Below are 13,945 nucleotides of genomic sequence, written 5' to 3'. Positions count from 1 at the left end.
TTCATTTTGGAACACCTCTCCAAACCGATTGCTACCTGACCCCAGATATTGCTACTTTTGTCAATGCGTAAGTCCTAACTTACATGGAGAATCCCCTTCATCATGAGCTAAATTCCGAAATAAACTGGTGAGATGGTTTAAAGTTGCATTTATGTTGTGACGGGTCACCTCTACTGTTCATGCTTCAAAGCAAGTCAGTCCTCCTTTTTACTCAAGCCTGCGACTATTCTACATTTGACTCTTTATGACACGAGTACAAGGCAAAGTATCGGACGAGAAGCCACCTCAGAAAGCGTCTGAGAATCCCTGGTTGGAGGGGCTCAAAACCATCGGCCTGAGTGCGGTGCTAGCGTTTGGCATTCGGACGTTTGTTGCTGAAGCGCGGTATATTCCGTCCGGCTCCATGCTGCCGACGCTACAGATCAACGATCGACTCATTGTCGATAAGCTGGGCTACCACTTCAAAAATCCCCAGCGGGGTGACGTCGTCGTCTTTTCACCGACCGATACGCTAGAGAAGCAAAACTTCCACGATGCCTTCATTAAGCGCGTCATCGGTTTGCCAGGTGACAAGGTGGAAGTCAAAGGTGGACGCGTCTTTATCAACGACAAGCCGCTCCAGGAAAACTATATTGCCGACAACCCCCAATACCAGTATGGGCCTGTGACAGTGCCGCAAGACTCCTACTTAGTGTTGGGCGATAATCGCAACAACAGCTACGACAGCCATTATTGGGGGTTTGTGCCACGCAACCACATCATCGGTCGGGCGATCGTCCGTTTTTGGCCCATGAACCGTCTGGGCGAAATTACCCCAGAACCGAACTATAAGTAAGAAAAGCTAAAGGATGAAGGCTAAAGGCTAAAATATTTAGCCTTTAGCCTTCATCCTTTCTCCCCTACCCACGTTCTCACCACCCGTCCCGTCACCTCCTTGTGGAGCCAAGGCGTATTGGCTGAAAGGGACTTGAGCGATCGCGCTTCCACTGTCCATGTTTGCTGTGGATCGAAGAGAGTCAGTTCGGCAGGTTGGCCGGGCGCGATCGCGGCTACTTTTTGGTGCAAACACAAGGCTGGGCGACTGCTGAGACTGCGCCATAGGTCCAGCGCTGTCCAGCGTCCGGTTTCGACCAATGCTTGCCACAGCGACGGCAACGCTAACTCTAGCCCGATCGCGCCAGAGGGTGCCTCTGCAAAAGCAACGGTCTTTTCTTCGTAGGTGTAAGGCGTGTGGTCAATCGCGATCGCGTCGATGATGCCCTCTTTGACCGCTTGCACTAGCGCTTCCTGGTCAGCAGGGTTGCCCAACGGCGGCGCGATGCGAAGATTGGGATCATAGCTGCCGATCGCCTCACTATTCAGCAGCAGATGCATCCAGGTCGTGCTAGCAGTAATGGGCAATCCACGCGCCTTCGCAGCCTGAATCAGCATGACTCCACGGGCAGTAGAAAGCCGCATCAAATGAACGGGGGTGCCGATCGCCTCAACGCATTCCAATAGTGCCGATAGAGCCGCTGTCTCCGCGATCGCCGGAATCCCCGGCAGCCCAAAAAGCAGCGACTCTTGCCCTTCACGCATGACGCCGTTACCGCTCAAGGTTGGGTCGGCAGCCCAGAGCGCGATCGGTTTCGCGATCGGCTTCAGATATTCCAACAAACGACGCACCAACAGCAAGCTAGTGAGCGATCGGCCATCCGCAAACCCAACGATGTCGGTGGCTGACAGTTCACCTAACTCCGTCATCTGCTGGCCTTGAACGCCCAGAGTTAATGCGCCCCAGCAGTAGAGGTAGGGGATAGGGTGTGGGGTGTAGGGTGTGAGGTGTGAAGCTTGTGATCGCGATCCCGCTCCCTCTGCTTCCCCTGCGCTCCTCCTGCTCCCCGCTCCCCGCTCCTCCCGCCAGCGTGTTTGCAACCAGGAAACACTGCCCGGGTTATCCGTAGCAGGGTTGGTATCTGGCAGTATGGCAATGCGGGTAAAGCCTCCTGCACTGGCGGCTTGCAGAAGGGATTGCAGGGTTTCACGTTCCTCAAAACCAGGTTCGCCTGAGTGACTGTAGAGGTCAACCAGTCCCGTGCCCAGAATCAAGCCCCGACCATCGAGCACGTTTGTTTCGCTGGGGTAGTCAGAGATCGCCCCTTCGATCGCTGTCACCACACCATCTGTAATGAGCACATCGGCAATGCGATCGGTGTCTGAAACGGGATCAATGACTCGGACTTGTTGAAGCAGTTCACTGGGCATAGGTTCTATAGCGCCCCCGCTGCCGTCTTGTCCAGAATGCCATCCGACAGGTGAACGGTGATATTCATTGCCATCATGACGGGTCGAATATCCGTGTCTTGGGCATAGTCGATCACGCTCACCGCACCGTTGCCTTGCTTGAAGTTCCAGAAATGCTCAGGCTCTAAGCCCAGGACGTAGCAAAGGATGGCTTTGTTTACGGCGTCATGGGCAACAACCAGGGTGGTTCCTGGTTCGGGTCGGCTAGCTGCTGTTTGCACAATGCTGTCCCAGGCTGCGATCGCCCGTTCCCACACTTGCTGGAGATTTTCGCCCTCAGGCATCTGCACTGTTTCGGGCGATCGTTGCCACTGTTGCAGCACACCGGGATAACCTGCTTCAATCTCGGCTTCGAGCTTGCCTTCCCACAGCCCGTGACTAATCTCTTTCAGGTTGTCCTCCAGGTCGAGCCGCACATCCGGATGATGTTGCAGAATAATCTCGGCGGTTTCCTTGGGACGCAGCATCGGGCTGGTGACGGCATGATGAATGGGGATCGCTTTGAGGAACTCTGCCGCTCGTTGTGATTGCGCCCGTCCATTCTCGTTCAGCGGTACATCGATCTGACCCTGAAACCGCTTGTCGCGATTCCAGTTGGTTTCGCCGTGACGCACCAGCAGAAAGCGGGAGCCCTGCTGACCTGCTTTAGGCTTGGGCAATGGTTCGCCTAGATGGGCAGTCAGGTTCATCGACTCGATCTGCACCGGATCGCCGAAGCCACCGGCAAAGTTCAAAACGCTGATACCGCAGTTAGACTGTTGCACCGACTGGTAGCGATCGCGCGACAGCCCGATCGCAGTGCTAATCAAGGCGCGATTAATGCCGCTGTGGGCAACCAAGAGGATGGTTTGTCCTGCATGACGCGGCAAAATTTCTTGCCAAAAGGTAGCGGCTTGCTCAAACAGCGCTGGCACCGGGTAATAGTCCGTCTCTCCAGACTCTCCAGGAATCGACATCTTGAGCTTGTGAGGCTGGGTTTGCCAATCGCGGTAACCATCGGGATACTTGGTGGCAACGTCCTTAAACAACAGGCCTTCCCACAAGATCAGGTTGATCTCCTTCAGGTTGTCTGTCGTTTGCAGTGGCGTAGCAGGTGGGTTTTGTAAGCGGGACAGAATGCGATCGGCGGTATCCTTTGCCCGTCGCAGAGGGCTGCAATACACCGCATCAAAGGAGAGATCGCTCAGGGCTGCACCCACGCGATCGGCAGACTGTTGCCCTGCCTCAGTAAGGGTCGATTTGTCACCATGACCCTGCACGCGGCGTTCAACGTTATAGCTACTCTCGCCGTGACGAACGAGGATGATGCGGGTAGTCAGAAGTTTGTCCTCCCAGTGCGTGTAGGTGTTGGTAGTTGGTGGTTCGTTTGTAGCAGGGCAGGGGAAGCGGAGGGGACTAAAACCTCGGAGGTTTAAACCACCACGTTGGTCACGCTGCTTGATGCTTGATTAAAACCTCCGAGGTTTGCGTGATTCCCAAACTCAAAACTCTCTAGCGCAGCGGCACGAAGTGCTACTCAAAACTCAAAACTTTTCTTCTCTCTTCCCCTCACCTCCTGAAGAATTTTACCCCGTCTGGCGCACAGCCTTTGCGCTATCTAAGCGACAATCGTTCTACGGGATCTGTGATCCTTGTTTGTAGTGCAAACGTTCCAGCCGTCTTTAGCTGACAGCTAACGGCTAATAGCTAAGTTGAGGGTTCATGACAATTAAGCGGGTCGTGTTGGCGTTCTTAACGGTGTTGGCGATCGCCCTCATCGGTCAAGATTTGCTGGCAAGCTGGAGTCAACCCCAGTTCCAAAGTCGGCTGGAACTGTACCAAACAAACCTGGTATTGCAAGCAACCGAGTGGCAAGGCGATGACCCAGGACTGGTATCGGTTCGCCAAGGCATTATTGGCAGTGAACCCGTCAAGGGTGCAACGAAGCAGTACGAGGAACTACGCCAGTCTGCTCAAAAGAATCTGGAACGAACTCAGATGCTGCTTGTCTCGCCGACGGCTGATCCATCGCTAAAGGCGTCGCTGCCGAAGCTAGAGCGGTTGCTCGCCGAACTGGATCTGAGACTTGGTGTGCTTCAGGTGCAGCAGAGACAGGGAGCCACAGCTCAAAAAACGTGGGCAGGCGTTATTCAGGAAACGGATGGCAAGGCGAGTCTGGAACCGCTCAGTCAAACAGCAGGAGTGTTGGCAGGACTCTGGAGCGATCCCCCGCGTTTGGTGCCTGATGCCGAACAGGCATTGAAGAAAAATCTGGATAGCTGGTTTCGCTATCGATCGCTGGCTCAGCTCTATCAACTCCAGCAACGGCAAGAGTCCCTGACGGAATTGCAGGCAGCGCAACAGCAAACGGCAGAACGAGCACTCACAAATTTGGCGATCGTCGGTGGCATTCCCACCATTAGTTGTTTTATTGGGATTGGCATCCTGCTTTTTCTCGGCGGCCAATGGGTGGTGCGACGAAAGCAGTCTCTTCTCGCGCCAGAGGGTATTGCGCCCTGGACGGTACCGTGGGACGGGGAAATTGTCTGGCAGGTCTTAATTTTTGGCTTTTTCCTGGTCGGGCAAATTCTACTACCGCTAGCGCTTGGCTTCCTGCAGCAGGCCTCGGGCTTTAATCCGGCAGGGTTGGGTGAGCGTGCTAGAGCGTTTTACATTTTGGCGAACTATTTGCTGCTGGCGGCGGGTGGTTTAGTGGTGCTGTATGTCTCTGTCAGAGCCTTTTTACCGCTGCCCGAAGGTTGGTTTCAGGTCAAGCTCCGAGGCAAATGGTTGCTGTGGGGGCTGGGTGGCTATTTTGCAGCGTTGCCACTGGTCATTTTGATCTCGCTACTGAACCAACAAATTTGGCAGGGGCAAGGCGGCAGCAACCCCATTCTACCGATCGCCCTGGAAGGTAAAGATAACGGTGCTCTGATCTTATTTTTTGTGACGGCTGCGATCGCCGCTCCCCTGTTTGAAGAAATTCTGTTTCGTGGCTTTTTGCTTCCCTCTCTAACTCGCTATATGCCCGTTTGGGGTGCGATTACCCTCAGCAGCTTTATTTTTGCCCTGGCTCACCTCAGCCTTTCCGAAGTGTTGCCGCTCATGGTGCTGGGGATGGTGCTGGGCTTTGTCTACTCGCGATCGCGCAATCTGCTCTCGTCCATGCTGCTGCACAGTTTATGGAATAGCGGCACGTTGCTGAGTCTGTTTGTGTTGGGCAGTAGCTCACAGTAGCCACGAAATTTGAGCTAAGCATAAACTTTTGTTAACTGTAGTCATCCTACTGTTGTTTACAGCAAGGTTCGGTGATTAATAGGTGCATTCAACTAGACGCAGATCGTTCAGTTTGTGTAATCCAACTGATTTAGTGCCGCTAGCGTTGCAAGCGTTAAGCGATTTTAATCTCCCAGCTGAATGAATTGTCCTGATGCCACATTGCAGAGGTTGAACTACTGTTCATGCTGGCATTGCCTGTCGGCTGCTGTGTGTGAAAAACGGACGATCGGTTGACTCAATGGCTTTCAAGTTCGGTTGGTGTTTGGTTATACTCCCGGTTTTAGGTCGATGAAGAGCAGGTCTAAAGCGTTGACTTGAACGATTGGATGTATCCAGCTTTACGCCCTCAATGATCGAACCACCGCCTGAAAACTGTTTCTGATGCTTCTTGATGAGTTAAGTTTTCTGGTGATTACTCCATTCAATAATTTCGACGAGTAAATTGATGATGGACTCATGAGGGGTTCATCAGATTTGTTGAAAACTGACGCATACGCAACTCTAAAGACTATTTTTAGTGTTGGTTGAAAAAGATATAGATCGTACATTCTGGAGACATACAACGATGGAAAGCTACGGATCAACTAGTCTCGAAGGTCTGCTTCAAAAAAGCTATACAGTCAAGATTGGCGATTACATTAGCAGTGGTTTTGAAATCTTCAAGAAGAATGCTGGAGGGTTCATTGGCTTTACAGTCGTCTTAGTGCTGATTAACCTCGTACTGGCAAAAATAAATGAGGCTGCCTCTCCCGTAGGCTCACTCATTAGCCTTTTAATCTCTGGCCCCTTAAATGCAGGCTTTTTAATTGTTGCGTTTAAAGTATTGCGCAACCGTGAAACCGCCTTTGGGGATTTCTTCAGAGGCTTTAACAACTATGTGCCGTTGTTCTTGGTGAGTCTGGTTTCTGGCGTGCTCATTGGTCTGGGCTTTGTGCTATTAATTATTCCCGGCATTTATCTGGCGGTTTCTTACACCTTTGCCCTGCCATTGGTGCTCGATAAAAAGATGAACTTCTGGGATGCAATGGAATTTAGCCGCAAGCTCATTTCCAAAAATTGGTTTTCCTTCTTCGGTTTTGGGTTTGTGTTGGTGTTGATCAACTTCGCTGGTGCTTTGCTTCTGGGTCTTGGGTTACTGGTTACCATTCCTCTTTCTGTCGGCGCGATCGCGGCCGCCTATGCTGACATCGTTGGTTTGCCAGCATCATCTGACTTCTAGAACTTCAGCTGACTTCTAGAAAGTGATCGCAATCCTAAGGTGGCTTCTGAGAACTGTTTTACCCAAGTAGGGGCAAAAGACCTTGCGCCCCTACTTGGGACACGTTTGCTTAAAGAAAGTTGATGATTTTTGACCAATCGCCTTCCACTTCATCTACTCTCAAGAGAGAACCCTGTAGATGCTTGTGGAAGGTTTCCCATTGGTTTTAGACGTTACGAAGCCAACGCTGTTGCTGGACGATCGTGCTGATACGGCGATCGCCTTACCAAGATTAGAAAATGCGACCCTGGATGTCACTGGGATGAAGTGCGCTGGCTGTGTGCGAGCCGTTGAGCAAGCACTCCAGCAGTGTCAAGGAGTCGTGACGGCAACGGTAAACCTGGCAACAGAGGTGGCAACGGTTGAATACGAGAACGGTGCTCTCAAACCGTCTGTTTTAGCCATTGCCTTAACCGAGGCGGGTTTCCCGTCTCAGCTTCGCCTGTCTGCGCGTGACCGAGAAACTGCCGATGCCACAGGTAATCGCTTTGATCCCCAAGCCTTGAGGCGTGAAGAGTCGCAGCGCCAGCTTTGGCGCTTAGCGATCGCAACCCTCTTACTGTTGTTCTCCGGCATCGGGCATCTTGACCAGTTGGGTGGCTTCAATGTTCCCGCTTTGGCTCCATTAGGCTTAACCAATATCTGGTTCCACTGCGGGCTGGCAACAGTGGCGCTTTTAGTGCCAGGTCGATCGATGCTGATCGACGGTTGGCGAGGATTGCGACGCAACGCTCCTAACATGAATACGCTGGTTAGTCTGGGCACACTGACCGCCTACCTTACCAGCCTGATCGCGCTACTCGTGCCTCAACTGGGCTGGGAGTGCTTCTTTGACGAACCCGTCATGCTCGTCGGCTTTATTCTATTGGGGCGTACCCTGGAGCAACAAGCCAGAAATCGTGCTGCCAGTGCCTTTCAAACGTTACTTGCCCTTCAACCAACCGTTGCACGCTTGATCAAAGTGAGGGGTGAGCAGGAGAGGGGAGAGGTGAGCGAGAGGCCGGGGGAGCAGGGGGATAAATTCTCTGCCCCACCACACCCCACACCCCATACCCCATACCCCTCCTTCATCGAAATTCCCGCCGATCGCGTTCGACTGGGTGAATGGCTGCAAGTTTTGCCGGGAGACAAAATTCCCGTTGATGGCGACGTGGTGATCGGTCAAACCACCGTCGATGAATCGATGTTGACAGGTGAGCCGCTTCCCGTTTGGAAACAGCCTGGCGATAGGGTTGCTGCAGGGACGCTGAATCAGACGGGCACGATCGCCCTGCGTGCCACTCGTACTGGCAACGACACCACGCTGGCACAAATTATTGCTCTTGTGGAAGCCGCCCAAACCCGCAAAGCCCCCATTCAAAAACTGGCCGATACCGTTGCTGGCTACTTTACCTATGGTGTGATGGCGATCGCCACGCTCACCTTCCTCTTCTGGTACTTCATTGGCAGTCACCTCTGGGGTGATGCTTTGATGCATGCTGGACAATTAGCCCTGAGCGCTGGGCACACAATGGCTCACTCCTCACTCCACCACACAGTGGAAGCGAGCTATATTCCTCACCCCACACCCCTCATTCTCAGCCTCAAACTGGCGATCGCAGTGCTTGTTGTCGCCTGCCCCTGTGCGTTAGGACTCGCTACACCCACTGCCATTCTCGTCGGTTCTGGCATTGGCGCAGAACGGGGACTCCTGATTCGGGGGGGCGATGTCCTGGAGCGGGTTTATAAACTAGACACCATCATCTTCGACAAAACGGGCACGCTCACCACAGGCAAACCAGTCGTAACCGATTGCCTTGTTTTAGCAAGCGACGGGTCAGCAGTCACCCCACACCCCACACCCCTTACCCCACACCCCTTACCCCTCACCCCCTCCCTCCTCCTCCAACTGGCTGCCAGTGTCGAGAGCGGCACTCGTCATCCACTTGCGGTCGCTATTCAGAAGCAAGCACAGCAGCAGGCGCTGTCGTTATTGCCTGCGAGAGATTTTGTGACAGCACCGGGGTTGGGCGTGGCGGCGATCGTGACCGTGCCTATAGAGGCTGCTTCGGAGACGCTAGCCGTCGTGATCGGGACTCAAGCCTGGCTGGTGCAACAAAATGTGGTTGCTGATGCGGTAATGACACCCTCCGTGCATGGCTTACTCAACGCTCGTAAGACCGTTGTGTATGTGGCGGTGAATGGACGGTTGGCAGGGTTAATTGCTGTAACGGACACGCTCAGACCGGATGCGGTTGAAACCATCGCCGCACTGAAGCAGATGGGACTCAATGTCATGCTGTTGACGGGCGATCAGCAAGAGACAGCCACCGCGATCGCTCAGCCACTGGCATTGCCTCCAGACGCTATCTTGTCGGGCATGCTACCGGATGGTAAAGCGAAGGTCATTGCCCAATTGCAAGCGCAGGGGCACAACGTTGCGATGGTTGGTGATGGCATCAACGATTCGCCTGCTCTGGCGCAAGCGGATGTTGGGATCGCCATGCACTCTGGCACTGATGTCGCTGTCGAAACCGCAGGCATTATCCTTATGCGCGATCGCCTCATAGATGTTGTAGAGTCCATCCGCTTGAGTCAGGCGACCTTCCATAAAATCCGCCAAAACCTCTTCTGGGCCTTCATTTACAACGTGTTAGGCATTCCTTTAGCAGCAGGCTTACTTTTGCCAACTGCTAACTTTTTGCTCAGTCCTGCGGCGGCAGGCGCTATGATGGCATTTAGTTCCGTTAGCGTCGTGACCAATTCCCTGTTGCTGTATCTCACTTTTCCTGCATCGAAGCGATCTGGAAAAGCCAGGTAGCTTGTTGTAGTTTCAGTAAGGCTTGTTTCTGCCTTGTCTGTATCAAGTAAACCAACAGCCTCCTAGCGTCTCATGTCTTCAGAACCTTATCAAAGTCACTTGCTGATCGTCGAAGATGACAACGGACGGCGCGGTGTCGTGCTGGACGGTTCCGAGTATTCCATCGGTAGAGATCCAACCTGCGATATCTGCCTTGAGTCTTTGTTTGTTTCCCGTCGTCATGCTACGCTGCTGCGCTTGCCCAATGGCGATGGTACTTTCAGCTATCGCATTGTGGATGGCGATTTGGAAGGCCGACGGAGCTCAAATGGTTTTTTGGTGAATGGGTATCGTCTTCGCACACACAACTTGCAAAATGAAGATGAAGTTGTTTTTGGACCACAAGTGCGCGCCATTTACTACTTGTGCCATCGTGATGCTGTGTTAACTGAACCGTCTGACGAATTTGACATTACGTTGATTAGTCCAGGGATGATTGGTGATACGGGGCCTAACGGGCAGAAGCGCCATTCGCTCAGTCTACCCATTTCTTTGCAGCGGCAACCGCCACGTCGATCGCTTTTGAAATTGCGACGTAGGCGTTTATTCGGTTAAACACTGGCTCATGGGGCGGGTTTAACCATGCAGTGAACAGCAACGGCCTCAGCGATTTGCGGATGACTGGTGCTTCATTGCCGCGGCTGCATCTACCAGGCTTTGCGCTGGCCAGAATTTTTTTCTCCACGGGCATCTTGTGCACTGCGATCGCGTGTCTTGGGTCTACGACAGACGCTATGATGACAAAATAGCTCTGTTAAATTTTTCACGAACTACTGATTGTTGCCTCGGATCGATTAAGCTGGGCGGGGAGTGTAGTGAACCTGCTTAGCGGTAGGGCAACAAGCTTAGCCACCGCTTAAACTCAATCACGTCACGTATTGCTCAATGCCTTCAGAACCGCATCAAAACCATCTGCTGATTATTGAAGATGACAAAGGACGGCGCGAATTTGTCCTGGATAGTTCTGTTTACTCGATCGGCAGGGATCCGAAATGCGATATTCGCCTCGTTTCTCAGTTTGTCTCACGCCGTCATGCCACGCTGGTGCAGCTACTCAACGACGACGGCACCTATTACTACCGTATTGTCGATGGCAACCTGAAAGGCAAATCTAGTGCGAATGGCTTACTCGTCAATGGGCGGAAATTGCAGGCACATGATTTGAAAAATGAGGATGAGGTGGTGTTTGGACCGCAAGTACGTGCGATCTATTACTCGCTGAACCGGGACGCCATCATGACGGTGCCGCCAGACGAATTTGACATTACGCTGATTAGCCCCAACATGATCGGCGATCCGGAAGATTAGTCGGGGCACACGATTGTGGGCCCTGACTTGAGCCGCCCTGGCTTGAGCTTGGACTAAACGCCAGCATTCACTCTACTGACACGGCTGTGCCGGGCGATCGCGCTCAAGCGAAATTGCTTCGATGGTACAAAGGTGATGCCATGTCGTTCAGGAGTGACCGTGCCTTGATGGCTTGCGGTTAGGTCGTAGCACGTCAGGACGGTTGCCAGCACTAGCTTCATCTCGTACAGCGAGAACGCAGCCCCAATGCAGCTCCGCGCACCGCCTCCAAAGGGCAGAAACTCGGCAGGAGAGAATTTTTGGTGCAGGAACCGTTCTGGTCGAAATTGTTCCGGGTTGGGATAGGTTTGAGCGCGACGATGGGCGAGATAGATACAGGGAATCAAAATGGTGCCGGGGTCAAAGGTGTTGTCCCCAATTTGCACTGGTTCTTTCACCTTGCGCGGCTGAGAAATGAGGGCGATCGGATAGATTCGCAGTGACTCTTTGCAAACAGCGGTGAGGTAAGGCAGTTGAGCCAGTCGATCGGGGTCTGGTTCTTGTCCTAACGGCTCTAGTTCTTCTCGCAGCTGTTTGAGGACTGATCGCTGCTCATGCACCCAGTAAAACGCCCAGGACAGAGAGGATGCGGTTGTTTCGTGCCCCAATAGCAGCAGGGTCATCAACTGGTCGCGCAGCTCTTGGTCGGTCATCCCTTGCCCGTCCTCATCGCGGGCAGACAGCAGTAACGTCAGCACATCCTCTTGCGCTGGATCAACGTGCGATCGACGCTCCTGGATTTCGGCATACACGAGGGCATCAATGTGCTGTTGCTGCTGCAAAAAAGCGCCCCAGGGGCTCCAGGCACCCAGGTTCTGCTGCAAAAATGGGAAGAAAAACTGACTGGAATAGAGGGACGAAGTCACCGACTCTAGCAGGGTATGCAAGAGCTGTTTGAGCTGCTGATAGCGGACACCTGGCGTCATGCCAAAGACCACCCGCAGGATCACCTGAAGGGAAATTTCTGACATGGAGGCGCGAATCGAAAAGGGCTGATGCAGCGTCCAGTCGCCAATGACCTGACGGGTAATGTCACAGATGAGCTGACCGTACGTACGCATGCGATCGCCATGCAGCGATGGCATCAGAAGCTGCCGCTGTCGCTGGTGCCGATCGCCATCCAGCATAATGAGAGATTGATCACCCGTCAGCGGTCGAAAGACATGGGTTACTTTGCCTAGCTCAAAGCGACCCGCAGGAGCCGTAAAGATCTGCGCGATCGCGGTTGGATCGCCAAAAAAGACGACAGGCGGCGACTGCCAGCCCAGCACGCGTGTAGTAAACGTATCGCCATAACGCTGGGCACAGCGCTCCAGGAATCCAATGGGTTGGGTAACCAGAGCCAGCGTTTGCAGCAGTGAGGGCGTTTGTGGACCCGTTGGTAAAGGCATCACACTCATTTCTTGTTCAACTTCAACATTCTTGTTCAACTTCAACAATCGTTCAACCTCAACAGTGCAGCATTAACGATGGGATATCAATTCCACTCTGTTTTTCAAGGCGATCGTGCGCTGCCAGTGGTGCTGTTTTTGCACGGTTTTCTGGGCAGTAGCGCCGATTTTGATGCCGCGATCGCTCATCTATCCGAACAGTTTTGCTGTCTTGCTGTTGATTTGCCTGGTCATGGGGAAACCGTTGTGGATGGTGAAGAGGAGCTATACACCATGCCTAAGACGGCTAATGCAATCGTGGCTTGGCTCGATGAATTGCAGGTTTCCCGCTGCTTCCTGGTCGGTTACTCAATGGGTGGGCGTTTGGCACTCTATCTGGCGCTGCATTTTCCCCAACGCTTTCCCAAAGTGGTGCTGGAGTCAGCGTCTCCTGGTCTGCCAACCGCCACCGAACGAGCTGCACGATTACGCCACGACCACGCGCTAGCCGATCGGCTGGAGGCAGATTTTCCTGCTTTTCTCGTTCACTGGTACAGTCAGCCATTATTTTACTCGCTGCGGCACCAGCCTACGTTTCTGCAAGTGCAAGAGCGGCGATCGCGCAATCGGCCGTCGGAGTTGGCAAAATCATTGCGCCGTCTGAGTACTGGCTTACAGCCATCGCTGTGGGACTTGTTGCCACAGACACCACCAACGCTGCTGTTGGTGGGCGAGGACGATCGCAAGTTTTGTGCCATCAATCAAGCAATGGCTGACGGTTGTGCAACTATACAACTGGAAATGATTTCGGGGTGTGGTCACGTCATCCATCTTGAAAAAACAGCAGCCTTTATAAAAGCAGTACAAGCGTTTTTCAGTGACTCAGGAAAGCGAACAGACTATCCTGGTAGCATGAGGCACACTACAAACGCATGAAGAAAGTTCTGTTCATCCTGGGTGAACTGGATGACGATGATATTGATTGGGTGATTGAAACAGCCGTCCGGCAAGACGTGGTTGCAGGCACCGTGCTGATTTATGAAGGGCAGCCGATCGACACCCTCTATATTTTGCTGGAAGGGACGCTGAGCGTTTCAGTAGCGGCAATGGGCGATCGTGAAATTGCCCAACTGTCGAGTGGGGATGTTGTGGGTGAAATGTCGTTTATTGACACCCGTCCACCGTCTGCGACCGTCACAGCCACCCAACCATCCCTCGTCCTTTCGCTGCCTAGAGAACAGCTTGCGACTAAGCTCCGTCAAGATGTGGGCTTTGCATCCCGGTTTTACCGCGCACTTGCCATTTTTCTCTCCAATCGACTACGCGTGACCGTCAACCAGCTTGGCTACGGCAGCAACAACCAATCTGAAACAACTGACCTCTCTAGAGATGACTTAACGCGAGACGCCAAAGACAATGTGGCGCTGGCAGAAACTCGGCTCGACTGGCTGCTGCGACGGCTGAAAGGGCGATAGGGAGGGGGAGAGGGTAGGCTGGGGGCTGAGGAGGCAAAGAGGGATGAGGGAATGACGATGTGGGGAAGTGAAAACTCAAAACTCTCTAGCGTAACGGCGCAAAGCGCTGCTCAAA

Annotated in this window: 11 protein-coding genes; 8 read left to right on the top strand and 3 right to left on the bottom strand. The window is 53.1% G+C overall.

Translation table 11 applies throughout. The annotated features are described in order from the left end of the window. Positions 1 to 244: 244 nt before the first annotated feature. Positions 245 to 835: a signal peptidase I gene (gene lepB / locus C7B82_RS12210; protein ID WP_106256558.1), complete on the top strand. Its 591-nt coding sequence runs from the start codon at positions 245 to 247 to the stop codon at positions 833 to 835. Between the two features lie 50 nt (positions 836 to 885). On the opposite strand, the gene C7B82_RS12205 is transcribed toward lepB, so the two are convergent. Together C7B82_RS12205 and C7B82_RS12200 are read right to left on the bottom strand one after the other, a co-directional pair. Continuing rightward, positions 886 to 2,244: a dihydroorotase gene (locus C7B82_RS12205; RefSeq protein WP_106256557.1), complete on the bottom strand. Its 1,359-nt coding sequence runs from the start codon at positions 2,242 to 2,244 to the stop codon at positions 886 to 888. A gap of 5 nt (positions 2,245 to 2,249) precedes the next feature. Further along, positions 2,250 to 3,587 carry a histidine phosphatase family protein gene (locus tag C7B82_RS12200; protein ID WP_339375283.1) on the bottom strand — a complete coding sequence of 446 codons (1,338 nt, stop codon included), beginning with the start codon at positions 3,585 to 3,587 and terminating at the stop codon, positions 2,250 to 2,252. Between the two features lie 397 nt (positions 3,588 to 3,984). Between C7B82_RS12200 and C7B82_RS12195 the strand changes: the two genes are divergently transcribed. The 5 genes from C7B82_RS12195 to C7B82_RS12175 all read left to right on the top strand — a co-directional run bounded on the left by C7B82_RS12195 (position 3,985) and on the right by C7B82_RS12175 (position 10,946). Next, the gene (locus C7B82_RS12195; protein ID WP_106256555.1) at positions 3,985 to 5,499 is read left to right on the top strand and encodes a CPBP family intramembrane glutamic endopeptidase; all 1,515 of its coding nucleotides are present in this window, start codon (positions 3,985 to 3,987) and stop codon (positions 5,497 to 5,499) included. A 562-nt stretch (positions 5,500 to 6,061) separates the two neighbouring features. Continuing rightward, complete coding sequence (locus tag C7B82_RS12190) at positions 6,062 to 6,760, top strand: DUF2189 domain-containing protein (RefSeq protein ID WP_245939848.1); 699 nt, start codon at positions 6,062 to 6,064, stop codon at positions 6,758 to 6,760. 199 nt (positions 6,761 to 6,959) lie between these two features. After that, positions 6,960 to 9,599: a heavy metal translocating P-type ATPase gene (locus C7B82_RS12185; RefSeq protein WP_281258966.1), complete on the top strand. Its 2,640-nt coding sequence runs from the start codon at positions 6,960 to 6,962 to the stop codon at positions 9,597 to 9,599. A gap of 72 nt (positions 9,600 to 9,671) precedes the next feature. After that, the gene (locus C7B82_RS12180; RefSeq protein ID WP_106256552.1) at positions 9,672 to 10,193 is read left to right on the top strand and encodes an FHA domain-containing protein; all 522 of its coding nucleotides are present in this window, start codon (positions 9,672 to 9,674) and stop codon (positions 10,191 to 10,193) included. Between the two features lie 330 nt (positions 10,194 to 10,523). Continuing rightward, positions 10,524 to 10,946, top strand: coding sequence for an FHA domain-containing protein (locus tag C7B82_RS12175; protein ID WP_106256551.1), 423 nt, complete (start codon positions 10,524 to 10,526; stop codon positions 10,944 to 10,946). Positions 10,947 to 10,999: 53 nt separating this feature from the next. Here the strand turns inward: C7B82_RS12175 and C7B82_RS12170 are convergent, their stop codons facing one another. Continuing rightward, positions 11,000 to 12,415: a cytochrome P450 gene (locus C7B82_RS12170; protein WP_245939847.1), complete on the bottom strand. Its 1,416-nt coding sequence runs from the start codon at positions 12,413 to 12,415 to the stop codon at positions 11,000 to 11,002. 39 nt (positions 12,416 to 12,454) lie between these two features. Here C7B82_RS12170 and menH point away from each other — a divergent pair, with 39 nt between their 5' ends. Both menH and C7B82_RS12160 read left to right on the top strand, forming a co-directional pair. Beyond that, positions 12,455 to 13,291, top strand: coding sequence for a 2-succinyl-6-hydroxy-2,4-cyclohexadiene-1-carboxylate synthase (gene menH / locus C7B82_RS12165; protein WP_106256570.1), 837 nt, complete (start codon positions 12,455 to 12,457; stop codon positions 13,289 to 13,291). Then, on the top strand, positions 13,288 to 13,830 hold the full coding sequence (locus tag C7B82_RS12160) for a cyclic nucleotide-binding domain-containing protein (protein WP_106256550.1): 543 nt from the start codon (positions 13,288 to 13,290) through the stop codon (positions 13,828 to 13,830). Before menH ends, C7B82_RS12160 begins: the two co-directional genes overlap by 4 nt. The last annotated feature ends 115 nt before the right edge of the window (positions 13,831 to 13,945 follow it).

It is taken from the genome of Stenomitos frigidus ULC18 (assembly GCF_003003795.1).
Taxonomy (GTDB): domain Bacteria; phylum Cyanobacteriota; class Cyanobacteriia; order Leptolyngbyales; family Leptolyngbyaceae; genus Stenomitos; species Stenomitos frigidus_A.
The sequence above is the reverse complement of the archived record's forward strand: the minus strand, read 5'-3'. Positions and strand labels throughout refer to the sequence as shown.

Coding starts and splice junctions, on each gene's coding strand:
- lepB (WP_106256558.1), top strand. CDS start 245: ATGACACGAGTACAAGGCAAAGTATCGGACGAGAAGCCACCTCAGAAA.
- C7B82_RS12205 (WP_106256557.1), bottom strand. CDS start 2,244: ATGCCCAGTGAACTGCTTCAACAAGTCCGAGTCATTGATCCCGTTTCA.
- C7B82_RS12195 (WP_106256555.1), top strand. CDS start 3,985: ATGACAATTAAGCGGGTCGTGTTGGCGTTCTTAACGGTGTTGGCGATC.
- C7B82_RS12180 (WP_106256552.1), top strand. CDS start 9,672: ATGTCTTCAGAACCTTATCAAAGTCACTTGCTGATCGTCGAAGATGAC.
- C7B82_RS12175 (WP_106256551.1), top strand. CDS start 10,524: ATGCCTTCAGAACCGCATCAAAACCATCTGCTGATTATTGAAGATGAC.
- menH (WP_106256570.1), top strand. CDS start 12,455: ATGGGATATCAATTCCACTCTGTTTTTCAAGGCGATCGTGCGCTGCCA.
- C7B82_RS12160 (WP_106256550.1), top strand. CDS start 13,288: ATGAAGAAAGTTCTGTTCATCCTGGGTGAACTGGATGACGATGATATT.